A 23,225-nucleotide genomic window follows, 5' to 3' on the forward strand; every position below is an offset into this window, starting at 1 on the left:
AGGCCACGCCGACGCCACCAGCATGACCTTTTCAAATAAAGAAGATGCCATTCACGATCCGGCGCCTGATGAGTGGAAAAGATGACGAATACCCGACGAATCGGTAGGCTCAAATATCCTTTGAACGCTCGCGTGAAATCATAAGCGGACGCTACAACGGTTTGCTGTGCGCCGCCACATGTGGCGTCACTGGGCGCGCGCAGTGGGTAAGTACCGCGAGGCTATCGATGCGATGTCCGCCTCTTTTACCTCTGGAGCGCTTAAGCGGCGCATCCAGGCCACACTGCCTGGTTGGAATTTACTGGTCGCAGGCCGCCTGGTGCGCACAAAAGCGAGACGGATCACCGCTTGCCGAACCATAACCTCAACAGTAATACCGATAGTGAACAAAGCCTCGCAGTCCTGTTATTCCATCCGCGCACCAGTTTATGTATCCTGGCATCTGCATAGGTGACAGTGCCTGCGCTGACGCAACTACCGACACCTGGACTGGGTCTATCATCAGGCATTGGTCGAACGCAAAGACATACTCACTGCGAGCCGAATTGAACTGGTTTTGATTCTTCTTCCTATCATTAACAACATGGAGGCCGCATGGGCTCTAGCAGCTAGCGGCGTACCATTCGAAGTAGCGGCACGCGTGCTAGCAACCCCGGCGGAGCGGCGAGTCATGTTGCAGCATCGGTGCATCTGGTCTAGCGCTGATGATGAAGACTAGCTCTCCATAGCTTCGGATAACTGCCGACATTCCCCCCGCGGTCCAGGTATGACCGCCTCGCGCCCAAGGAGACAATTGGCGATCTGTGGAATGTCTGGTATGTACCAGGGAACATCCTCCGGGGATTGAACAGCGGCTGAGAGGTGTGTTGCAAGTTCAGACGCTGCCTGACATGGGGCTCAAGTGGAATGGCCGCAAGCGGCGCAGCTCTCATCTAATCCCGCGTTGGCCGGCGGCTTCGCTCTACGTTAGGCCGCGCCAAACTCCACGGAGGGCCCGTGAAGATCACAGCAATTGTCACAAATTCAGTCGCTGGTCATGAAGTCATCGTTCGAACCGGCAACTCCGCCCAGGCCTTGAATGTGCCGCCAAAGAGCTCGAATAAAGGCTCTGCCATCAACGGTGGCGAGTTTCTTATCCTTGCGTTGGCAACCTGCTACTGCAATGATCTGTATCGCGAAGCCGAGCGTCTTGCGGTACTGATCGAAGGCGTCGAAGTGGAGGCAAGCGCTGAGTTTCCGGGCATCGGTCTCGCCGCCACCAATATCACCTACCGGGCAACCGTGTCCTCGTCTGCTCCGAGTTCCGCAATAGCGCAGCTGTTGCGTGAAACCGACGCAGTAGCCGAAATACACAACACAGTTAGGGCTGGCGTGCCAGTCGAGTTGGTGCAGAGGTAGGTCGGGCGTTTAGCTGGGTTGGGAATGGAATTCGCCCGTTTCTACACAGCCTCGGCCGATTGCAGACGTGTTGTAACGTCCGCAATCGGCCCAAGGCGGATCTATCAAGTGTCATGTGATTACGGCCGGTAGCTAACATATTTTATGCTCTCTGCCTGCGACCTATTGTGAACGCCTGCATATCCAAGCGCTCGTCCATTCCGTTCCTGCTTATAACTGCTAAAAATCCATTTCAAAGTTACCCCTATGGCGCAGGTGAAGAACAGGAACGCAGGGTTAGTCGATCCACCTGTTGCCTACCTTAATACGACACTCTATTGCAGCTGCCCTATGGGATGAATGCTTGCTTCATTGATGCATGGTGCTACGCCACCAATCCCGATGAGCACCGTGAACTAACGCACACCTCGCCGCGGCCTGAGCTACCTGTTCTGTACTTTGCTGTTTGCGTACACCCATGTGTATTCAGCGCCGAACAGGAAAATCTGCGCAGAATAGTAGAACCATGCGACGAGGATCACAAAAGAGCCGGCTGCGCCAAAGCCCGAGGCCACGTCTGATTTCGCAAGATACAACCCGATCAATGACTTACCTATGTTGAAGAGCAAGGCTGTGACCGCGGCCCCCATCCAGACATCGTGCCAGGATATCTTCGCGGTTGGCATGATCTTGTAGATCATCGCAAACAGCACCGTAAAGAGGGCGAACGACACGGTGAAATTCAATGCACTTGCCAAAACACTTGCCGTTGCGCCGCCCCCGCCCAACCATTCGCTCGTCGCTGCGAGTGCAGCGCTTACGACGAGTGAAACCATCAGCATGAACGCGAGGCCAAGAACCAGTCCGAAGGACAATACACGGCTGCGCAGCCAACCCCACAGGCCCGACGGTTTCGCTTTCGCCGGAACCTCCCAAATGCGATCCAGATCGGTTTGCAGCTCGGCGAAAATCGCAGTTGCGCCCAGCAGCAAAAGAACACCGCCGACGATACTCGCGACAATGCCGGTGGACGGTTCACGCGCAGCTTTCAGCAAGCCCTGCACAGCCGTCGCCCCTTCCTGACCCATGATTCCTTGAAGCTGCGCGACAATTGCTCCTTCTGCGGCGTCCTGTCCAAATACCATCCCGGCAATCGCGATGACGAGGACTAATAGCGGCGCCAACGAAAACAGCGTGTAATACGAAAGGGCTGCGCCCATGCTTGGCGCGTAGTCGTCGACCCATGCATTTGCCGCCGCCAGGAATATTTGCCACTGCCTGCCAAGCCAGCTCGCCGAGGTGTGCTCGAACCTTGCGCGCGGGGGCGTGCTTGCGGCTGGTTCCGTGTTCTTCGCTTCGGGTGTGCGATCGTGTACACGCGCTGGCGCATCGTCTGTGTCACTCTGGATCGGGGCGGACGCGTCGACGCTGGCATTGTTCCTGAGCGAGGCCAGAGAAGCTGCCAAAGAGACAAGAAAGCTACCCGCCTTTAGAAGATCCCCGCTGTCGGCCGTGCGTTCCATCGCAATCTTGAATACAGGCGTTTTTTTGCGCCTGACGAGCGCATAGCCCGCCGCGGCGATTCCCAGTACCGCAGCGCCACGGACATACGGCGAGGAGAGCACGTCTGAAGCCTTCGATTTGAACAGGTGGAATTGCTGATTCGTTCTCAACTCTGCCTCAGCCAGATGCGTTTCGGGCTCCTGCATTTCGTGAGGGGTAGTGGTCATATTGTCCTCATGTGATCTACTTTCTGCCGGGCCGTCCTGCTGTGACGGGAAGATGGGGCGTCTTCTTCGGTTTCTTCGTCTGATTCAGCGGCTTAATTGTTCGTTGGCCTGCTCAATGCCAGTTTTCGTACGTCAGCAGTCATGACGCCGATGTCCTTGACTACACGTTCGATTTCCTCACATGTAACGTTTAGATCTTCGGTTCAGTAGCAAACCTCTTGTTTTCATGCACGTTAATATGAAGCCGACCTTACTTAGCACGGCTCTTAAGTCATCAGGCGCGCCACCTCCTTGAAAGCTTCACCGTAAGCCTTCCATAAGTAAGCGTCAGTACGGTGACTCACCATCTGCAAAGCAAGAGAAGATCATTGCAATCGAAATTCCACTTTCGTACTGCGACCACTGTTGAAGAACCGCAACCTACAGAACCGGTTGGCCCAACGCGATACGGCCGCGCCCGAAAATGGCGAGACCATGGCGACGAATGCGGCGCGACATGCCGAGGATATGATCAAGGCAGCACGAGACCGTGCCGAGCAGATCGCCGGCGACGCATACAAGGCCATGAACGATGCCGAGTCTCTAAAGCAGGTTGCAAAGGCAATGCAGAATGTGGTCGCTGGCTATGGGGACAAGTACCTGAAGCCTACGATTAGCCTGATCGATGACCTAGCAGACGAATATGGCTTCGAAGAGGCCGGGCAGCAGCTCAAAATCGCGCGCGATCGCAGTAAGCGAATGATCGATGGGAATCAGGCTGCAGCATGTGACTATGTGGAAGTGTCGCGCCGCGACACTGCAATTCGCTTCGTTATCGATGCGTTTAATGGCCGCGTCGACTCGGTGCTATCAAGGGCAAAGTCCGACAATGTTGGTACGCTGGAGCAGCAGATTCGCGATGCCTACGCCCTCGTAAACCAGAATGGATCGGCGTTCCGTAACGCGCGGATCACCGAGCAGTTCATGCAGGCCCGTTTAGATGAACTCAAATATGCCTGCATGGTTCATGCGCTGCGCGAACGCGACAAAGAGCAACAGCGCCGTATTCGTGAGCAAATCCGCGAGGAAGAAAAGGCACGCAGAGAGATCGAACGCGCGCTGAAGGACGCCGCCAAAGAAGAGGATGCCTTGCAAAAGGCGATGGCTAAGGTGCAGGCCCAGGTAGCGAAGGCTAACGACGAACAGCGGGCGGCATTCGAAGCGCAGCTTCGGGAACTGCAGACGAAGCTTAGTGAAGCAGAGTCCAGGAACCAGCGTGCGCTGTCGATGGCCCAGCAGACCAAGGCCGGGCACGTGTACGTCATCTCGAACATCGGCAGCTTTGGTGAACATGTCTACAAGGTTGGCATGACCCGGCGCCTTGAGCCCCTCGATCGAATCAAGGAGCTTGGTGACGCTAGCGTGCCGTTTAGCTTCGACGTACACGCCATGATTTGGTCTGACGACGCGCCACGGTTGGAATCCCAACTCCACAAGGTATTCGTACGCTCCCAGGTGAACAAGGTAAATCCCCGCAAGGAGTTCTTCCGAGTGCCGCTTGGCGAGATTCGTGGATATCTGGAGCAGCAGGGTATCAATGCTAGCTGGACGGTTACCGCCGCCGCGGCAGAATACCGCGAAACGCTTGAGCTGGAACGTCAGCTCGCCGAGAACCCAGCAGCCGCAACTGAATGGTTGAGCCACCAGCTTGCTGCTGCAGACGAGCAGCAAGTGCAACTTGCTGAAGCAGGCGACGAATAAGGCAGCGGTAGCAGACTCTTAAACTGCAGATGACGTTCTCGGTGGCTTAAGCGCGCTACTTAAATCGACCGTAATCGGCCAAAAGTGGATACTGGAGTGTTGTAATAATCTCAACCTCAATGAGATGAGCTAAACGCGGCGCGAGCATTCAGCTGTAGCGCCCAGCGCAAGGTAATACTGACCTCTTAACTAAACCTTTCAGTTCTGGAATATAGATGTTTCGCCTACTTGCAGCCCTATTGATACTCATCCTCGGCCACATCTCCGTTTCGGTAGCGGGTCCAAAAGGCAGTAGTGGCGCGGTTGCTGTACGTGGCTACTACAAGAGCAATGGCACCTACGTAGCGCCGCACTACCGGTCGCCCCCCGACGGCAATTCGTACAACAACTGGAGCACCGTAGGTAACATAAATCCGTACACGGGCGCTCCGGGCACAAAGCAGCCCTATTCGGGTATCGGGCGGACAAGCAGCCATGATGCAAACCAGAGGCCTGCCTATGCAGAAGATCTTAGCCAGCTATCGGAGCCCGCGTTCGAAAGAGCACCTACTAGCCCATCCAGATCGTCGGTAGCCTTACCCGCGCCGACTGGACGACAATTAGATTCTCCTCCCCTCAGCCATCATGACAACGAATTGATCGAACGTGCGTGCAGTCTGACCGAGTATGACGGGCCTGCCGCGTACAACGCCTGCCGGAATTTACAGCTGAAGAAGCTAGCCCGTGGACCGAAAGCCCCTGATCTTGCTCACCTTAGTGGACAGGAAAAAGATCTGATCGACCGCGCATGCAGCTTGGTCAAGTATGATGGGCCTTCCGCCTACAACGCCTGCACGACGTCGCAAGTAGAGCGGCTGGCGCGCGGACCGAAAGCGCCCAGCCTAAGCCGGCTCAGCGCGCAAGAGAGAGACCTCATCGAGCGCGCATGCAGCCTGGTCAAGTATGACGGGCCTGCCGCGCATAATGCGTGCACGGCGTCGCAAGTGAAGCAACTGGCGCGCGGGCCCAAGCTGCCCGACCTAGGGCTCCTCAGTGGGGAAGAAAGAGAGCTGATTGGCCGTGCGTGCAGCCTGGCCAAGTATGACGGACCGGCAGCACATAACAGGTGCGTTGCCTCTCAAGTCGCCCAATTAGTTAAGTAGCTAAAGGCCGTTAGCGATACCGAGCAGGTGACGCTCAACTGCATGCGATCGTCTTTTGTCCAATAAGGAAATTAGGTGAAAAATCTGTTAATTGGTGCCGCCGTCGTAGCCAGTGTGATTTTTTTTGTGAACGACAAAAAGACCTTGACCTCTACCAACTCTCCTCATTCGGCACTCTACTCGCCGAGCTCTACAGTACAGGAGGTTGATGTTCAAAAAGAGCTGCCTGACAGCGAGACGGTTTCGCCAGGCCTGTACTACGCTGGTGATCCGTGTACGAGTGATTGCTCTGGACATGAAGCTGGGGCTACATGGGCGGAGGAAAACCAGATTGAAGATCCTGAACATTGTGGGGGCAATTCTGATTCGTTCATTGAAGGTTGCCGTACGTTTGTAGAAAAAAAACTGGAGGAAGAGGAACCGCTTGATGGCAGCGAAGATTTGTAGCACGCGGCCGACTCGCTCGTATACGCTTTCGTGACCTTATCAATGCTGATCGATGCACACAGTGGTGCGCACCATCTGCCTCGGCCTCATCTTGCAGCCGTTCTTCCCGTTTCGGCAGCCCTTAAAGCGGCTCTGGTGCAAATTGTAGTTTAGGGACGTTGGACCAGCCAACCCAGGAAGCCGCTGGAGAGACGGCACTTCGAGTTTTCGATCTGTGCACCCGATCGATTAGGAGGTCCGCAATGGGTCGAAACCGGCCAATGGCCGATGACCAGGCTCTACCTAACGGACGATTTCCGAGTTCTGTGCGCCCCAAGGAGGTGCTGTAGGGCGCTTGGCCAGGCGCGCATCTCTGATCGCCAGATCGACACCCCACCTGCCTGGCGATAGGAGAACTGGCCTACTCGATGATTCAGAGACCGAACACCGCTCAGCAATCGCCCACTACCGGCAAGCTCTCACCAGCTATTGGCTGATGGTTGGGTGTCCATCACCAGCACTTCAGCCAACATCCCGTTCATTCTCCGTCTCAGAATTGCGACTTTATCGCACAGAGCGGTATTTGCCTCTTCCAATTTTTCGGAATTGGCGCGCTTCTTCTTTTGCTGAACAGATGCAACCGAGCGTGCGTTATCGACAGTGCTCAGGATGTCTTTTATAGACGCGGTCGGATCGTCAAACTTCCGAGTAATCATTGGTGAACGTTGGATCGCTGACATGATCCATCTTAGTTCGCGCATATAAGTAGGGTCAGGATCGGCAGATTTGAGCGCCTCCAGGCGTGCTGTCGCCACAATGAAGCGATGTGCCTGCTTTTGTAGCATTGATGACTCAGCAATATTACAGATGCGCTGCAAATCCCTCGATACCGCATGTGTTTCCGGAATATACAGCGTCATCGTTTCATGCGGATCGGTACGCCAGCCCGGCTCATCTACATCTAGGGAATATTCGATATAACGTTGCAACCATAGATAATAAATTGGACTGCTATCGCGTGGGCCGTCCTTGACGCTGGTGTAAGCCACAATAAAAGGATGAACGAATTCCTCGGCATACAGAGCGGTCCGGCGTGGGAACCCACTCAGGTGAATACCTTTCTTGCCGACTTTAATTGCATCCTGAGTGCCCTTGACTTGGAACACCAGGAACTGGCCTGCGCCGTTGCTGTTGTAGCGCTCGACAAGCGCATCGACGCCATAATCGCGCTCGTCGATCGAGCGTAGCAGCAGATCCTGGCCGAGCTCCAGGCTTACCTTCTTCATGGCGAGCGTATCGGTACGGTGCTGCGCTGTGCGTTCTGGCAGAGTGATCAATGCATGTCCTTGGTTGAAGCGGCCGAGCGACCGGCGTTGAAGCCTTAGTATGTCGCAATGTTGTTCGTGGTGCAACGAGTTGCTGTTGCTCGCTGCGCAAACATACCGATGGCGCGACTACCGTTCTTGCTTTGTCTCTCATCGCCAGATTGCCGGCGCTACTGCCAGCCCTGGCCGGCGAATTCGAAGCGATGATGCTCTCGTAATGCGCAACTGAAGGCAATCTATGCATGTCCGGCTTAGGTCGGATGCTACCTGTCGCGTCCACTCTATGGCGTTTTCTCTTCGGCAACATGCTATGCTTGCTCGACCGTCCGCAATCGGCCAAAAGCAGACATACAGATATTCAAATGAAATGCCCCAAAAGGGGCATTTTGGACATCTCGGGTTAGTTCACTATTAGAAGGCTTCCCAGTCGCCCGCGCCAGCTGTCGCTACCTCGCGCGGGGAGGCGACTGGGGCTTTGAGAACTGCTCGCGCAGCCTTGACGCCAGGCTTGGCCGGCTTAGCGACTGTATGTTGGGTGCTAACCGTAGCTGCTGCATGTTTCTCGGCGCCGAGCTTGAATACGCTGACCACTTCGGCCAAGTGTGCAGCCTGCTCCTGCATAGCTTCTGACGCCGCTGCCGCCTCTTCGACCAAGGCTGCGTTTTGCTGGGTGACCTGATCCATTTGGGCTACTGCCTGATTGATCTGTTCGATGCCAGTGGTTTGCTCTTGGCTTGCAGAAGAAATCTCAGCCATGATATTGGTCACGTGCTGGACGCTTTAGACGATTTCGTGCATGGTCGCCCCAGCATTGGCAACTAACTTGCTACCGGTTTCGACCTTCTCGACCGAGTTACCGATGAGCTGCTTGATCTCCTTCGCGGCGCTGGCCGAGCGTTGCGCTAGCGTACGTACCTCGGATGCCACTACTGCAAAGCCACGGCCCTGCTCGCCGGCCCGCGCTGCCTCAACCGCAGCGTTCAGTGCCAAGATATTGGTTTGGAAGGCGATGCCATCGATGACCGTAATAATGTCTACGATCTTCTTCGCGGAATCATTAATCTGTTCCATGGTGCCGACTACTTCGTGGATCACGGCGCCGCCTTTTACGGCAACTTCCGACGCTTTGGCGGCCAGTGTGTTGGCTTGGCGTGCGTTTTCAGCATTTTCCTTGACAGTCGAGGTCAACTCTTCCATCGAGGAAGCGGTTTCCTCAAGAGAGCTAGCCTGCTGCTCAGTACGCGACGACAGGTCCATGCTGCCTGCAGCGACTTGCGCCGACGCCGTAGCAATTGCATCTGTGCCGGTACGGACTTGACCAACGATCATTGCGAGACTGTCGCGCATCTTCTTCATGGCGAACATCATGCTTGACTGGTCGTCCGGTTTGGTCGTGATCGTGACATTCAGATCACCGCTGGCAATCTTGGCTGCGATGCTGGAGGCCTCGCTTGGTTCACCGCCGAGCTGGCCAGTCAGGTTTCGCGTAATGAGGACACCCAGTCCCAGGCCGGCAAGAGCGCTGCCGATGGTGAGCATAATCATCAACGACTGACTTGATTCAAAAAGCTGAGTTGTCTCCACGGAGGCGGCCTTCGCACGTGCTTCCTTTTGCTTGGCCAGTTCGGTTAGCAGGTCGTCCAGGGTATTGGCATTCTTGCGGGCTGCAACCAGCGCGGCATTCAGTTCCTCGCTGCGTTGTGCCAGTGGCTCCGTGCCTGCCAACAAGAGCGTCCGGTCAAGATCTTGCTGATACAGTGCTGAAACGGTTTCGAACTCGGCAAAAATACGTTTGGCCTCGTCACTGACGAACAGGGGTTTTGCGATGTCGAGGTGCTGCTTGATCGCCGTAGTGTACTTTTGTATGTTGCTGCGGTTCGTGTTGCGTTCCTGCTCCGTCGTGGATAGTAGGAAATTACCGCGTGCCCGTCCCGCGTAGATGAGGTTGATGTTGGCCTCCTTAATATGCGACAGGCCAAGAAGCTCCCGTTCATACATTGCGTCGGCCAGATCATTAATGCGGCCCATGTTGATGATGCCGATAACTGCCACAACAGCGCCGACAAGTGCTAGTGTCAAAAATCCAGCGATCAGCTTCGTGCCAACTTTCATATTCGCAAACATTTTGTATCCAATCAGGAAAGAACAGCTTACGCTGCGGTTTCCTCGGTGTACCCGAGAAACTCAACAGACGACATTAGGCGTACGATATCCACAAGGATGAGCATGCGCTCATCAAGCGTGCCTAGACCTGTCAGATAATCGGCACTCAAGCCGCCTCCCATCTCAGGCGCTGGGCGAATTTGCTCGGCATTTAAGTTGGTAACGTCTGAAACGCTATCAACAACTATACCGACAGTCCTCTTCCCAAGATTGAGTACGATGACTACTGTTGTGCTGTCATAACTTGGGTTGACCAAGTTAAATTTGATACGCATATCCACGATCGGAACAATCACACCACGGAGGTTAACGACCCCCTTAATGAAGTCGGGTGCGTTGGCGATATGCGTTACTGGCTCGTATCCGCGAATTTCTTGTACCGAGAGAATATCGATGCCGTATTCTTCTTGTCCCAGCTTGAATGCCAGAACCTCTTTGCTGGCGTCTTCGTGATTTGGATTCATGGTTGGATCGTGCTTAGCTCGGTATCAGTTTGAGGGTTAATGTGGCTGAAGCATAGATGCGCTTCCCAAGACAATATTACCCCAACGTAAGACAAGTCCTACATTTCTTTAACAACCCAATAACACAATTTAACGCTTTAGTTGCCCTTGCGCAACATTTGATGAATTTGACGATTCCCTTTCACCCTAGTCAAAACAGCTATCTTTAGTATCCGCCACAGACACCATCTGAGCCTGATGAGGTTGAAGTGTGTAAGTTAAACTTAACTGGATAGTCCGCTTAGGGTCGTAAGCGGACGTCGAGTTCGTCTAGGCGAGCTGTCTGAACTTTCCGATCTGGCAACAACTACGGTAGACTGATCGCTTCATTATCGTCTGCTATCGGCCAGGAGCGGACAGCCATTTAGCTTTGGAATACACGATGCGTATCGTTGGCTGGCCTGAAGAACCTGATGCAGATGGCGGCATACTTCCTGTGACAATTGTTGACGTAGATTTTCAGGGAACGCCGGAAGAGCTGCGTGCGATTGGGGAGTTTTTTTTGAAAGCAGCGGCAGAAATGAACCTTGCTAAGGCCGAGAACTCGGCGTTGTACTTAAGCGTTGATCTAGGAAATTCAAACCCTGTCGCCGAAGTTGGCCTCTCGGTTAACGTCGTGCGGCATGCCGAAGCATAGGGGCTGCAATGGGTCAGTAGCGACCGTACAGTGACGTATAGACCACCTGAAAGTTAGTAGCAATTTAAGCCACGCTGTGGCGAAGGCCGGCGGCCGCCTCCTCAGGCCGTGCTAAGTCGTGTGCAGGCGCGCACCAGCGCGCCCCGGCATGCCGCTTGGTACCTCGAGTCCCTTCCGTGTCGACACTTGGGCACTAATTTCGCGCATCGGATCCGTTCCCGATAGGGCCAAGCCTGTCGCGCACGACTTCCGGTTCGGCGACTCACCATTGGCAGTTGCGCGCCAGTTGTGTCGCCAGTTTGATGCTCCGCAAACGGTCAGTGTTGACTTAACGCGAATCTCTATAGTGTGGGCTCACAGACGCCTGTTGTCCCGATCCAGTCCGGTTGCGGCGCCGCCAGTCGAATGGCCTGCGGCACCTGCACGCGCAGCACGCCCCGACGGCGTACTCGACCCGCTGAGACGAGCAGGCGTTCAACGAGTCGTCCTGTTCTCCCTCAGCGCGCGCCAGTATGCGCTCCCAAGGAAGTGTTACTTTCCCAAGGAGACGAAGATGAATGACAAAGCTGTAATTCGCGGTAACGAAATGCTCGACGCTTGCTTGCAGCTTAGCCGCACTTCGATGCGATCGATCCCGTACGCAACCTCCGGACTGCTCGGCTGGACGGCCGTGCTACGCGGCGCAGGCAAGAGCAACGCCCCTCTCGTCATTAACGAGCGGCTGTCGATCCAAGAGTGGACCCGCAATTTCATCGATCTTGGAGGAGGCCCAGAAGGACGAGAAGAAATCGCTGAGAGGGATGCCAGCCTTAGAATCACGTCTACTCCCACGAAGTTACCAGTTGGTTTGATGCAAAACCTGACTTCTTTCGTTCCGAGTGTTTGCGTCACCCTGCTGCTGGGTGCCAGCGTTGTCATCCTGGCGACTTCGCCTGCGCGGGCCGAGGGTGCCGGTAATTCGTATGCGGGCACCACCAGCTCTAATTTGAACCGGGGCATTAAAGCGAAACTGCCGAGTTCGCCTAGCGGTGACCTGTGCGTGGCCACCGGCGGCGCTGGTGTGCGCCCGAGTCACCTGTGTGTGGCCACCACTGGCACTGTATCAAGCCCGAAGGCGCTGGCGAAGCTAGCGACTTCGCCTATGAAGGCGGGCACCACTGGCAACATGGCGACCGCCGGCTCTGTTTCGACTCCGGCAACGCGGGCGAAGCTGGCTACCTCACCAGCCGGGGCAGTCGGAGTTGGTCATGTGCATGTAGCGACTACCTGCCGTGATCCAAGCCATGGTTCGCAGCCTACGATGGCGACTCTATCGGCGGGCGGCGCTGTCACGCACGACCTGTATGTCTCACCCGCTGGTACTGGCCCGGATTCGGAAACGCAGGCTTACCTGCCGCCTTCCGCTGTGCTGGTCCCCGCGACCGGTCACTTGTATGTTGCCGCTGACGGCTCCGACTCGAACCCCGGAACGCAGAAGGAGCCGCTCAAGACAATCGCCCGCGCAGATGCCCTTGCACGTCCGGGCTATGTCGTCCACGTCGCTCCTGGTACGTACAATGTGTCGGCTCCGTCGGCCAACAGCAACGGTATCAAGACCACCAAAAGCGGCACCGCCGAGAACCGTATCAGGTTTGTCTCGGACGTGCCGAACGGCGCCAAGATCGTTGTGTCGGGCACCGGCACAGCGTGGAACTCCATGGGCAATTATGTCGACATCGAAGGTTTTGACATTTCGGGTACCGGTCGTATCGGCCTGGCTTCCGGCGGCGCCCACATGTCCTTCAAGAACAACCTCGTCCATGACCTGACGATCAGCGGCGGTTGCACTGGTGGGGGCGGTGCAGGCATCCTGACCAACGGTAAACTCGGCAACGTCGTCATCGATAGCAACGTGGTTCGCAACATTGGGGCTCAGATGAGCGGCTCATGCAATAAGGTACAAGGCATCTATATCTCCAACGCGAACAACATCGTCTCCAACAATCTGGTCTCGGGCGTCGCTGCCGTCGGCATCCACCAATGGCACGGCGCGACCGCGTCGACGATCGTTAACAACAAGGTCTTCGGTAACATGGCCGGCATCCTGCTCGGCCAGGGCGATGCCGGCGCCACCTCGGCGGGTTCGGCCAACAATTACGTCGCCAACAATACGGTGTACGACAACACTACTTATGGCATCTATGAGTTTGGGAAAGTGGGGGGTAACAACCGTTACGTCGATAATCTCGTGAGCAGCAGTAAGAAGAACTATCGCGTGAAAGGCAGCGTCACCGACTCTGGCGCTGGCAAGTAACCGTCGAGGATTGGCAGGTAGTGATCCGGCAGTTTTCTGCAAGGCCGTTGCCGGGAAGACCGCCCTGCGCGACGGCGGATCTTTCGATGCCGGGGTACCTGAACGGTGCCCGTAATGCCCTGAGATCCAATTGGTATTTGCTTCGTAGAACGCACGGGCGGAGAAAAGGCAATCCTTGCCTAAACCGCAGCAGGGCGGCCTGTCCCATTTCAGGAAAGCAGCGAAAGCTAGCGAGTATCTATCGCTCCCTTGCAACCACTTTTTCCCGTGGAGGCTTTCCTTGATCGCTCTCCTCGTGGTTTTTGCCCTTGTCGACGTCCTTCTCCATACCGGCGCCCTTGCGCTGAAGCGCGTCCTCGTAGGCCATCAGGTTTTTGATTGGCTGGCCGGTGGTGATCTGCTGGTGTATATGGCGCCGCGCAAGCGCAACGAACTCCTCGCGCGCATCTTGCGGTAACATCTCTGCCGCGAACTTCTTCGCGGCGTCGAGCAGCGCATAGGCCGGCGCCAGGTCAGGATGCTTTTTCACTACGAAGCTTGGCTTCTTGTCCTCGAACTCCCTGGCCTTCTTTACCAGTTCCGGATCCGGCGCCTTGGCTGGCACGTCGTCCCCCTTGGCATCGCCCTTACCCGTTGATGCGGCGGGCTGCCCTACAGATACCGCGCTACGTTCCCTGACCGCGCCTTTCTCCACCGTGTTATTGGCCGGCTCCGCATGCAGCTCGGCCAGGTCAAGGGCGGTCGGCTTATACCCCTCAACCTGCAGGCCCGCCTGCACGGCCTGCATCCATGCGCTGCGCCGGAAGTGTTCCGTGCCCTTGACCATGATGGCGTCCCAGCCGCGCGCCTTCGCAATCTCGATAAGGGAGCGTATAACCTCGGGATGGGCGCCGCGTGTCGCCAGCCTGGTGCCGCGATCGCTGAATGCCGGTGTCCGGTCTGGAAAGTAATAGTCGTCCTTGTCCCGCAGGAAGCGACGTGCGACTGCGTCAGGAACGATGGTGGACTTGTCGATGGCAGCCGCTGCAGGCTTGTCGAGCGATACCGGTTTGGCCGATCCTGCCGGTGCAGTGGCGTCAGCCGCTGCGCGCGGCGCCGTCCCCGAGCCGAGCCAGGTGCTGACGGTGCGGGCGGCTCCGAGGATGCGGTCAAGGAGACTCTGGCCGCGGCTGGCGCCGTGCTGCGCGGCCTGGGCGGCCTGCGCGGGCTGATTCCACTGTACTTGCGCCTCGGTGGGTTCGAAACTGTTCTCGGCTTCGTCACGGCTACCCTGGCGGGCTGCGTGCCTGGCTTCCTGCCCTGCGTCGAATGCACGCCCCAGATCGGGATCTTGTTTGTCGAGTTCCGCCTTGTAGTGAGGTTGCGCCTTGCTGCTTTCCCGGATCGCGTTCAAAGCACGGTTCCGGTTGAAGCCGTCCATGATGGCGCGCAGCTCCTGGAGATCGCCGGCGACCAGGTCTGCCGCAAGTGCGGGTGCCAACTCCACGTACGGTGTCTTCGTTAGGAGATGCGCCGTTGCGACCACGTTGTACGCATGCCTGGTATCTCGCGCCGGGTCGGTCGGATCGATCGCGGGGATGCCCGGCTTTTCTGCGGCAATGTCGAGCCCACCCAAACGAGCATGGACGGGCGATTGCGAGGACGTAGGCAACGGGCGAGGCGCGTACGAGACAGCTGGTGCCGTCGCCAATTCCTGTCGCGGTGCCGGTGCCTGCTGCGGTGCCGTTGCCGCTTGAGGCGCTGGCGCGGGTCGCTGTACCTTGAACCCGTTTTGCTTCATGGCGACGGCAAGCGCATGCGCGTTCACTTCTGCTTGCGGACTGACCGGCGGCCGCGTTGCCATTAAGCGCTGGTACATTGCCTCGGAGCTTGCTGCCGACATCGCCTGGTTGGTGATGTGGTACTCGACGAATGCCCGGCTGGCAGGATCGAGCTTGATGAAGTCAGCCGGGCTTGCATCCGGGTTGCCCAGGAAGCTGATCGCCCCATGGGTGATCGGGGGGATGCCGTCGTCGCGCGTGGCGCCGGCAACGCCATCCTGGCGCTGCCCAGCCATAGGCCCTGGTTCCGCCACGGTGGCGGCCTTGCGTGGCTTGCGGGGCGCCTTCGGCACTGGAGCCTTTCCCGCGTCCTCCGCCAGGCTACCCTCCTTGTCTGCCTTCGGCTTGCGGGTGCGCCGTGCCGGCTTCTCAGGCGGCGCGCCCTTGGCCTGGGCCGCAGCGGCGGCCGGCTCGCGCCCGTCAGGGTGGTGCGCGGGCGGGTCTTTCTTGCTCGTGTGCGGTTCAGCGTCGATGGCGAGCGCCTTGGCCTTGGCAGAGCCTGCGACAGCGCTGTCGGTGGACGCCTGGCGGCCCGGTTCGTCGGGCCGGCCGCCGTTCCCGTCGATCGCCTGCCCTGGGTTTGCCAGACGGTCGGCCGCAATGCCTGGCAGCTGGGGCGTAGGCCCCGCGGTATCGTCGCTACTCATGGCCAGCTCCTTTGCTTATCAAGTTGGTATCGCGCTCATGAACATGTCGAAGGTTTCCTCGACTTCCTTCTTGGTCAGCTTTTCTCCTTTCGGTATTGGCACGTCCTTGAAGTTCGCGGCATAGTCGGTCAGTTTGACTTTGTCCAGCTTTGATATGTCCTCGGCCGTGATTGCGCGCGCCGAGCGCGCCTTGCCGCTCGTTTCATCAGCCGCGGCAAGCACCGGCGCCGGCGCCATGGTGATGGGAACGGCGGGGACGTCGGGCACCCGGCGCTTGGCGCGGACGTTGAAGAAGGGGCTGAGCCAGTACCAGATCTTCCGGCAGAAGATGGGCCGGATGTGCTCCATGAACACGATCTGGTTGTTGGGGCCCATCAGCTTGACCTCCTGCGGATCCAGCAGTGCGCGCGCGGCCTTGGAGGCGGTAACACTCACCGCCTGCAAGCCATGGGCCGGGCGTGAGGTGGACTTGTTCTCGACCGTGAAAGTGCCCAGCTCGCGCGAAATGTCGACCGCGAATGCACTGTCGTTTGGCGCGTAGACGATGCGCGCGCCTGAGCACGCAATGATGTTGCTGGTGTGCTCCGGGCCGTAAATCGCCCGCAGCTGCGGCAGCGAGTGCGCAATCAGCAGCAGCCGGATTCCATAGCCGCCCATCAGCTGGATCGAGCTTTCGATGATCGGCATGCGTCCCATGGCGGCGAACTCGTCGGCAATGACCAGCAGTTCGTGCTTGATGCTGTCATCTTCTTCGGGCATCTTGTCCATGTTCGCGTCGATCAGCATGGTGAAAAACAGGTTCATCAGGAGCGACAGGCGACCAAGGTCGCCGGGCTGGACGCCAAGGTAGATCGTGATGCGCTTGCGGCGCAGATCGCGCAGGTCGAACGAATCGCCGCTGGTAGCGGCGTCGATCAACGGGTTGGTCCACAGCTGCAGCTTGGCGGTGAACGTCTTGCGTACCGACGATTGTGTTTGTGGACTCAGGTTGATGAAGTCGTACAGCATGCGCTTGCACGTGCCCGACAGTGGCTTGCCTACCCGGTCGCGCTCGGAAATGACTCGCTTCCAGTGCGCACTCACCGAGTCATCGGCGCCGTGCATGACCTGGCGCACCATCTCGCCCATGGTGCGCGGAAAGCCGGGCGTAATCTCAGCTGTCTCGATCACGTACAGGCCGATACCCAAAAACAGGTCGCGGCAGGATGCCGGCCAGAACACGTCGCCGGCGGCCGGGTCGGGTGACAGCTGGTTTGCCAGCTTCTGCAGCCGGTCGACGCGCAGGGCCTCGCCGTCCGGAATGTAGAGACGCGAAATCGGGTTGCACTGAGCGGTATTGCCAGTGGGTGACAGTGGATCGATCAGGTGGACTTCCGAGAACAGCCGGCGCCATCCGGCAGTGATGCGGTGGCATTCCTTGCGCGCGTCGTTCACGACCAGGCTCCCCAGCCAGGACAAGGCGTTGGGCTGAACCAGCCCCGCGCCTTTACCCGACCTGGGCGGTGCGATCACGATGGCGCTCAACTGCTTGCCGAGCACCAGGATGCGCCATCCCCAGCGGCCGAGGACGATGCCTGACTGGATGAACAGTCCCGCGCGCTTGACCTCCGCCAGCGTGGCAAAGCGGGCGTCGCCATGGAGTGAACGTCCGACTGGACGCGCCAGGTAGAAGATGCCGACGATGGTCGGCAGCGCACCGGCCGCGAGGCAGGTTTTCAGCCAGAAGACGGTGTACGGGTCGGTGCCGTATTGCTGCCAGTAGCGCACGATCGTCAGCGGCGTCGCGGCGAGCGGCGGGAGCGCAGGGTGGTTCAGCTTCATCAGGAGGAAGTAGCTTGCGAGGTAGAGGGCTACAAGCACGGCGGCGATGAACATGCCACCGAAGGCCAGCGTTTTGTAGCGCGGACTGTCGATCGGCGTAATCAGCATGATTTCTCCTACCCGAAGTGATGGGCTGCAAAGGCGGGGTCGTAGTACACCTCGCTGACGACACGGCGCCCGTCGGGCAGGCGCTCCATCTGGATCACAATGTCGACGAGGGCGAACAGGTTTTCCATGATGTCGGCCATGGCCAGGCCCGCACCCTCGGGGCTGGCCTTGACCAGCAGGGCCAGGCGCCGGAAGGCCGCTTTCGCGCCCGAGCTGTGGACGGTCGTGATGGTGCCGGGATGGCCCGAGTTCAGAACGTTTTGCAGGAAAAAGAACGTTTCCGTACCGCGCAGCTCGGCCAGCAGCACCCGGTCGGGCCGCATGCGCAGACTGGCCTCCAGCAAGTCGCGCGCCTGCAGCCTGGACAGTCCACCTTCACCCTTTTTGTACTCGAGGTTGACTTGGTTTGGATGCGGCAACCGCATTTCACGGGTGTCCTCGATCGTGATAATGCGTTCTTCCGGCGGGATCAGCGCGGCTAACGCGTTGCCGAGCGTAGTTTTTCCCGACCCGGTTGCGCCCGACGACACGATGTTCTTGCGTGTCACCACCGCGGCGTTGAAGAACGCCGCCCAGTCCCTACGGCGGAAGTGCCGCAGCATCTCGCGTCCACGCGCGGGCAGCTTCGATTCGAGGCTGTCGCGCACGGCGCTATCGAGCACTAGGGACTGCTCGCAGATGGTGTCGGCGAACGCGCCGCCCTCGATGATCTGGGCCAGCGTGAAAGGTTCGTCGCTTGGACGCCGGATGGTGATCGAAATCGTTCCCGCCCTGACGGCCGGCGGCGCGACAACCTGCACGCGCAGGTTGCCGGGCAGCTGGCCGCCAAGTAGCGGCCACTCTTCGGTGAGGGCCTGGCTTTCGCAGTTGCCGATCAAGCTGACCAGGCTTGCGCACCATGTATAGTCGAGTTCCGGAACCGCCAGCGCTTCAAACCCTTTGCCGCGCTCGATGAGCACTTCACCCGGTTTGTTGATGATGATTTCCGTGATGGCCGCGTCGGCCAGGTTCACGTGCGTGGTGAGCTGCTGCAGGTGCAGGTCGATGGTCGAGGTTTCTTGTGGCATCACGCTCTCCTGATCTGGGTGAAGAATTCATCCACCTGCCGCTCCTTCCTGCCCGTTGTACAGCCTGCGACGTAGCATCTCGTCCGCCGCGCATGCGGGTTAGCCCCGCAGAAAGTCGGGGTGGAACAGCATGGCCTCGCCCTTCATTCCGGAAAAGCCTCTACGTTCCTCGTTGTGGCCGCGGCCGGTCGCCTCGGCCTTGCAGCACTCGCGGATATCGGACAGTTCATTGGCAGTCAGGAAGAGTGCGGGCTTGCCGCCCCAGGGCGCCGCGCCGCCGGCGCACGCGGCGTAGTGCGGCGCGGCGCCGGCAGTGCCGTAGGGGATGAAGATGCCCATGGCTATCTCGCCCGTTTCAGTTCGTAGACATCCCGGAAGTCGAGATCCTGGTTCAGGTAAATCAGCACCTGCGCGCCCTGCGGCACGGTGATCGTCGGCGGAATGTTGATCGTGCTTCTCAGAACTTCCGTCATGACTTCCTGCGGCCCCGCGAGGTTGGGGAAGGCGATCGTCGTGTTGTTATTGCCGCCACCCTGGCGCGTGGCCACAAGGTAGGGGCCGACGTCGCTGATCAGGCTCAGGGCGATCGCGGCGCCGAAGCGATCCCAGAAATGGTTGTTCACCTGGCCCGGGATGCCGATGCGGCCGAGGGAGTCGGCAGCCGGGGAATCCAGGTCAATCATGACGTGTCCAGGGGCGGGCCCGCGGCAGCGCGACCAGATCATGCCGACGCGCTTCTGGCCGCGCGCGATGCCGCCACCCTGCTCGCCGGTGCAGATGGTGCCGGCATCGAGCAGCGGCACCTTCTGGTCGGCGCCGCGCACGTCCTCGGCCACGATGCAGTCGACGATGCCGGGCAGAGTGGTGTCGATTGCCGGTCTGACGATGCAGGGAATCACGGTACCTTTCGGCATGATCATGCTCGGGTCGGGCAGCAGGTAGGCACGCGACGCCTTGAAGGCCCCCGGTTGTGCAGGGGTACCGATCGCGGCTGCCGCATCGCTGACGGTGCCAGCGGAGGCCAGCTGAAGCGAGTCGGCGGGCCCGCCACCGCCTCGCCCAGCGTCCGGCGTGAAGCGCAAACCAGGTTTCAGGCGGCGCTCCATCAGGAGCTGCGCCTGCGTCTTCACCGGCGGCTGGCCGCCTGCTACCGCCGGCGCCCCCTGGCTGGCGGGCGGCGTCATCGGTGGCATGCTCGGCGCCGGGGCGGCGGGCGGCACCGGTTCCGGCGGGGGCACGACAAGGGGCGGGAGCTTGACCGACACCGTACGCGACTGGTCGACCGGTGGCGCTGCTTTCTCGTCGTACTTCTGGTACATGCCGGCGTAATACTTGTACAGGCCGAGTCCGGCGAACAGGCAGCAGCTGCCGATGATCGCCCAGTTGGTGAGACTGTTTTGCAGACGCACGCCCTTGTTGACGGGGGTAATGTCGCGCTCGCCGTTGACGCTGCTTTCGTCATCCAGATCCGGCTCGGGTTGCTGGCGAGTGAACAGGTTCATCTTCCGACACCTTTGACAGTACGCTTGACGTAGGGTGAGGCGGTATTCGTGGAGGCGCGTGGCGCGTTGCGGTCGTACGCCTCGTTGTAGACGCAGGTGACCATGCGTCCGAGCCGCAGGACTAACTTGGTTTTTACGCCTGGCACCTGGACGACACCGTCGTTGACGACCAGGTTCTTGATTTCGTCCAGCGTGTCGTTGCCATCACTGCGGGGGCCGTAGATGGCGGGAATTGTGCCGCGCGCACGGAAGCGCATGAAGGTGGTGCGGCCGTCGTCCCACACTTCGATCGGCTCGAGTTCGCTCGATCCATCGGCCGAATAGCGCCGGTTGCCTACCGGAGTATTGGCGTCGAGCAGGGCGCGTACCTGGTCGCTCTCACGCTGCGCCGTGGCCGCTGGAGACTCGGATGCGGGATAGCGGAAATGCACGCGCATGAACGCCACTTGCCCGCTGCCGGGACGTGCCTTGCCCTGCGCTGCCTTCGCCGGCCTGACCAGCTTCAAGTCGAAGCTGTATTTACGCTTGCTGGTAATGACTTGCAGATCGGAGTCCGCGTCCGTGGTGGTGGGCTTGAGGAACAGGCCGTTTTCCGCCCTGGTTGATGCCAGGCCCCAGGCCTCGACGTCGCCGCCCACCATGTCCATGATTTTCTCGTCGGGCTCGAACAGGATGGTGGTGCTCTTGCCGATGGCCGTGTAGATGGTGACGACATCATAAGGGTCGTAGATGGCGAAGCGGATCCGCTTGTCCTTCTTGCCTGGCGCAGGCACCTGGGCAGCGTGAGCGGTGGCTGCCAGCGCCAGCGCGACCAGCAGGGACAGGAGACGGCGGCTCATGGCCACACCCGTTGGCCGTTAGTTGGCGCCACCACCGCCACCGGCGAGGTCTGGGTCTGCGCGGCATGCGCCGGCGCCGCTGGCGGCTGCTGTTGCGCCGGGCCTCCGACGTCGCGGTCGACGACATAGTCGGTGATTTCCATGCCGAGGTCATTGATCCTGCGCGTCTGTTCGTCAGTCGGCTGGTTGACCCAATGAAACGGGATCGTCGCAATATAGTTGGCCGGAGCGCCGGTCTGCTGGCCGTTGACGACTTCGACCTTCGTGAAACCGACGCGTGCGCTGATGAAGGCGCCGGCCGGGTTGCGCAGCAGCGTGATCGAGCCAACGGTCGGCTTTACCTTGCCGTGCTGCTTGTACCTGGCCAGCGGCGAATCCGTGGGGTGCTGCCAGTATTCGATCCACTGTGTTTTGAGCTGGGGACTCATGAAGGCGGCGGCCGTGGTGTAGTCGGCGTCGACGTTCTCGTAGATATAGCGCTCGCGTGCCGCAACGAACGTGGCGATGTTGCGCCGGATAGTGGCCTCGGCCGGCTCCATCTGGAACGCCTTCAGCGAAATCGCCGGTTCTACTCTGCCGCTGGCGCGTTCTACGACCAGCACTTCGGGTGGCGGAGCCGGCTGCATCGAGGTCATGACCGCACCGCCTGCGACCGCCATCGCCAGCACGGCGATGCTGCCAAAAGCGGCGCTGACTCGCCAGGCGCATCTCACCGAGGCCTCCTTCTCCATGGCGCGGCGGTCGGCCTCATCGGCGGCCAGGTCGAGCATTTCCTGGACGCCCGGGTAGGCCTGAACCAGTTTGTGCAGCTCGCTCAGCTGCTGCTCCACCGGGATAGGCTGGTTGCGCATGTCCATCGTCAACTCCTCAGGCGGCCATACCGCAGCTTGGGTGGAATACCTCGGCACGATCCGGGGCGTTGATAGGGCGGCGGTTCTTGCCGTCGCAGGTGGGCAGGGTGCTTGCGCAGCCTGCTACGCTGGCTGCGATCGCCAGCAACGTGAAGATTTTGCGCATAGGTTCCTCGTGGGTCATATGGGGAGACGGGGACGCGCATGCTCCCGCGCAGCGGTGACAGATCGCGGTGCAGGCGTCGGGGTACGTGAGACACTGTTGCGCTGACGGTTCTGGTAGGCATGCCAGCCCGCGCGTACCGCCTTCTTCCCGGCCCACGCGACCGGTCGCGCCGCTGTTCCGATCACTTTGCTGGCCCCGTGTTTGAGCAGGCCGCCCGTGAAGCGCCCCATGCCGAATGAGGACAGCGCCACGCCGCCGGCCAAGCCCGCCGCCACGCTCAGCACCGAAGCCAGCGCCAGCAGGCAAATCAGGCCCATTGCGAGAAACGGGAATGCCTGAGAAACCTCAGTTGCCTGCGTGACGGCAAGCGCACTGGTTGCGGAGCGTGAAAACAGCGTCATGAGCAGGAGGTTGACCATGATGACCAGCACCGGCACCAGGAAGTAGTTCGTCATCTGCCGGATCCATGAATTGAAGAAGCCGGCAGTGGCCTCGAACAGCAGGCCGATGAAGACCAGCGGGCCTAAGCCGACCAGGATGGTGACCATGACCTTGGACACGGCAATGAGGAAGAAGCCGTAGGCCGTAACGACAATGGTCAGGATCATGACGACGGCGGCGATAACGTACATGCCGAAGTCGCCGTGGAGGATTCCGGCCTTGGCCCAGTAGCGGCCGGTCAGCTCCACGCCTTGCGCGAACATGGCGTCGAGCCCACTGACAACGCCGTTGGTACCGGTCGACTGCGCGAGGCTTGCAATCAATTCGTCCGGTCCGCGCAGGAAGGTATCGGTAATCAAGGTGTTATAGACGGCCAGGTTGTAGCCGACGGTAAGCACTGCGGTCAGGGTAAGGACGCGCTTGATGAAGTCATCGAAGGGTTCACGGATCGCGCCGCGCATGGTGGCCATGCTCCACAAGAGGACGTAGATTCCAAGCATGGAGGCCACGAACGGCGCAACGAGGCGCGCAATGGCTGCGACATTCTGGCCGACGTAGGCATCGCAGACGCCGTTGATGAAGGTCAGGATGTCAGTATAGAAGGTGGAGTTGAAGGGCATGGCATCC

General features: G+C 59.2%; 19 protein-coding genes. 5 read left to right on the plus strand and 14 right to left on the minus strand.

Going from position 1 to position 23,225, the window contains the following annotated elements; translation table 11 throughout:
- Nucleotides 1–996: 996 nt before the first annotated feature.
- Entirely contained in the window at nt 997–1,398 is a 402-nt protein-coding gene (locus tag ASF77_RS23520) for an OsmC family protein (protein ID WP_082493626.1), read from the plus strand.
- A 422-nt stretch (nt 1,399–1,820) separates the two neighbouring features.
- On the opposite strand, the gene ASF77_RS07080 is transcribed toward ASF77_RS23520, so the two are convergent.
- Nucleotides 1,821–3,107: a YihY/virulence factor BrkB family protein gene (locus tag ASF77_RS07080; protein ID WP_229445301.1), complete on the minus strand. Its 1,287-nt coding sequence runs from the start codon at nt 3,105–3,107 to the stop codon at nt 1,821–1,823.
- A gap of 405 nt (nt 3,108–3,512) precedes the next feature.
- On the opposite strand from ASF77_RS07080, the gene ASF77_RS07085 reads away from it, so the two are divergent.
- A complete protein-coding gene (locus ASF77_RS07085) occupies nt 3,513–4,847 on the plus strand; it encodes a GIY-YIG nuclease family protein (protein ID WP_056336839.1) in 1,335 nt (444 codons plus the stop codon).
- Nucleotides 4,848–6,064: 1,217 nt separating this feature from the next.
- Nucleotides 6,065–6,436, plus strand: coding sequence for a hypothetical protein (locus ASF77_RS24070; protein ID WP_156648771.1), 372 nt, complete (start codon nt 6,065–6,067; stop codon nt 6,434–6,436).
- A gap of 458 nt (nt 6,437–6,894) precedes the next feature.
- Here the strand turns inward: ASF77_RS24070 and ASF77_RS07090 are convergent, their stop codons facing one another.
- The 4 genes from ASF77_RS07090 to ASF77_RS07105 form a co-directional block, all read right to left on the minus strand.
- Nucleotides 6,895–7,752 carry a DUF4365 domain-containing protein gene (locus ASF77_RS07090; RefSeq protein ID WP_156648772.1) on the minus strand — a complete coding sequence of 286 codons (858 nt, stop codon included), beginning with the start codon at nt 7,750–7,752 and terminating at the stop codon, nt 6,895–6,897.
- Nucleotides 7,753–8,151: 399 nt separating this feature from the next.
- The gene (locus ASF77_RS25150; RefSeq protein WP_307180295.1) at nt 8,152–8,508 is read right to left on the minus strand and encodes a hypothetical protein; all 357 of its coding nucleotides are present in this window, start codon (nt 8,506–8,508) and stop codon (nt 8,152–8,154) included.
- A gap of 12 nt (nt 8,509–8,520) precedes the next feature.
- Nucleotides 8,521–9,864 (minus strand): methyl-accepting chemotaxis protein, encoded by a 1,344-nt coding sequence (locus tag ASF77_RS25155; RefSeq protein ID WP_056336848.1) that lies wholly within the window; start codon nt 9,862–9,864, stop codon nt 8,521–8,523.
- Between the two features lie 26 nt (nt 9,865–9,890).
- On the minus strand, nt 9,891–10,367 hold the full coding sequence (locus tag ASF77_RS07105) for a chemotaxis protein CheW (protein WP_056336851.1): 477 nt from the start codon (nt 10,365–10,367) through the stop codon (nt 9,891–9,893).
- A gap of 421 nt (nt 10,368–10,788) precedes the next feature.
- Between ASF77_RS07105 and ASF77_RS24075 the strand changes: the two genes are divergently transcribed.
- On the plus strand, nt 10,789–11,043 hold the full coding sequence (locus ASF77_RS24075; RefSeq protein ID WP_156648773.1) for a hypothetical protein: 255 nt from the start codon (nt 10,789–10,791) through the stop codon (nt 11,041–11,043).
- A 553-nt stretch (nt 11,044–11,596) separates the two neighbouring features.
- Nucleotides 11,597–13,336, plus strand: coding sequence for a DUF1565 domain-containing protein (locus ASF77_RS23525; protein WP_162244834.1), 1,740 nt, complete (start codon nt 11,597–11,599; stop codon nt 13,334–13,336).
- A 238-nt stretch (nt 13,337–13,574) separates the two neighbouring features.
- Here ASF77_RS23525 and ASF77_RS07115 read toward each other — a convergent pair whose 3' ends face one another.
- The 9 genes from ASF77_RS07115 to ASF77_RS07150 all read right to left on the minus strand — a co-directional run bounded on the left by ASF77_RS07115 (nt 13,575) and on the right by ASF77_RS07150 (nt 23,218).
- Nucleotides 13,575–15,803 carry an LPD7 domain-containing protein gene (locus ASF77_RS07115; RefSeq protein WP_056336857.1) on the minus strand — a complete coding sequence of 743 codons (2,229 nt, stop codon included), beginning with the start codon at nt 15,801–15,803 and terminating at the stop codon, nt 13,575–13,577.
- A gap of 18 nt (nt 15,804–15,821) precedes the next feature.
- Entirely contained in the window at nt 15,822–17,732 is a 1,911-nt protein-coding gene (locus ASF77_RS07120) for a type IV secretory system conjugative DNA transfer family protein (protein ID WP_056336862.1), read from the minus strand.
- An 8-nt stretch (nt 17,733–17,740) separates the two neighbouring features.
- Nucleotides 17,741–18,799 carry a P-type DNA transfer ATPase VirB11 gene (gene virB11, locus ASF77_RS07125; protein WP_056336864.1) on the minus strand — a complete coding sequence of 353 codons (1,059 nt, stop codon included), beginning with the start codon at nt 18,797–18,799 and terminating at the stop codon, nt 17,741–17,743.
- Between the two features lie 99 nt (nt 18,800–18,898).
- Complete coding sequence (locus tag ASF77_RS07130; RefSeq protein WP_056336867.1) at nt 18,899–19,138, minus strand: hypothetical protein; 240 nt, start codon at nt 19,136–19,138, stop codon at nt 18,899–18,901.
- A 2-nt stretch (nt 19,139–19,140) separates the two neighbouring features.
- Nucleotides 19,141–20,301, minus strand: a complete 1,161-nt coding sequence (locus ASF77_RS07135; protein ID WP_056336870.1) for a TrbI/VirB10 family protein — start codon at nt 20,299–20,301, stop codon at nt 19,141–19,143.
- The gene (locus tag ASF77_RS07140; protein ID WP_056336873.1) at nt 20,298–21,140 is read right to left on the minus strand and encodes a TrbG/VirB9 family P-type conjugative transfer protein; all 843 of its coding nucleotides are present in this window, start codon (nt 21,138–21,140) and stop codon (nt 20,298–20,300) included. Before ASF77_RS07140 ends, ASF77_RS07135 begins: the two co-directional genes overlap by 4 nt.
- Complete coding sequence (locus ASF77_RS07145; RefSeq protein WP_056336876.1) at nt 21,137–21,997, minus strand: type IV secretion system protein; 861 nt, start codon at nt 21,995–21,997, stop codon at nt 21,137–21,139. The genes ASF77_RS07140 and ASF77_RS07145 overlap by 4 nt, the downstream gene beginning before the upstream one ends.
- Before the next feature lie 10 nt (nt 21,998–22,007).
- Nucleotides 22,008–22,157: a hypothetical protein gene (locus tag ASF77_RS24080; protein WP_156648774.1), complete on the minus strand. Its 150-nt coding sequence runs from the start codon at nt 22,155–22,157 to the stop codon at nt 22,008–22,010.
- Between the two features lie 14 nt (nt 22,158–22,171).
- Nucleotides 22,172–23,218, minus strand: a complete 1,047-nt coding sequence (locus ASF77_RS07150) for a type IV secretion system protein (protein ID WP_056336879.1) — start codon at nt 23,216–23,218, stop codon at nt 22,172–22,174.
- Nucleotides 23,219–23,225: the final 7 nt, after the last annotated feature.

This window comes from Massilia sp. Leaf139 (assembly GCF_001424165.1).
Classification (GTDB): Bacteria; Pseudomonadota; Gammaproteobacteria; order Burkholderiales; family Burkholderiaceae_D; genus Telluria.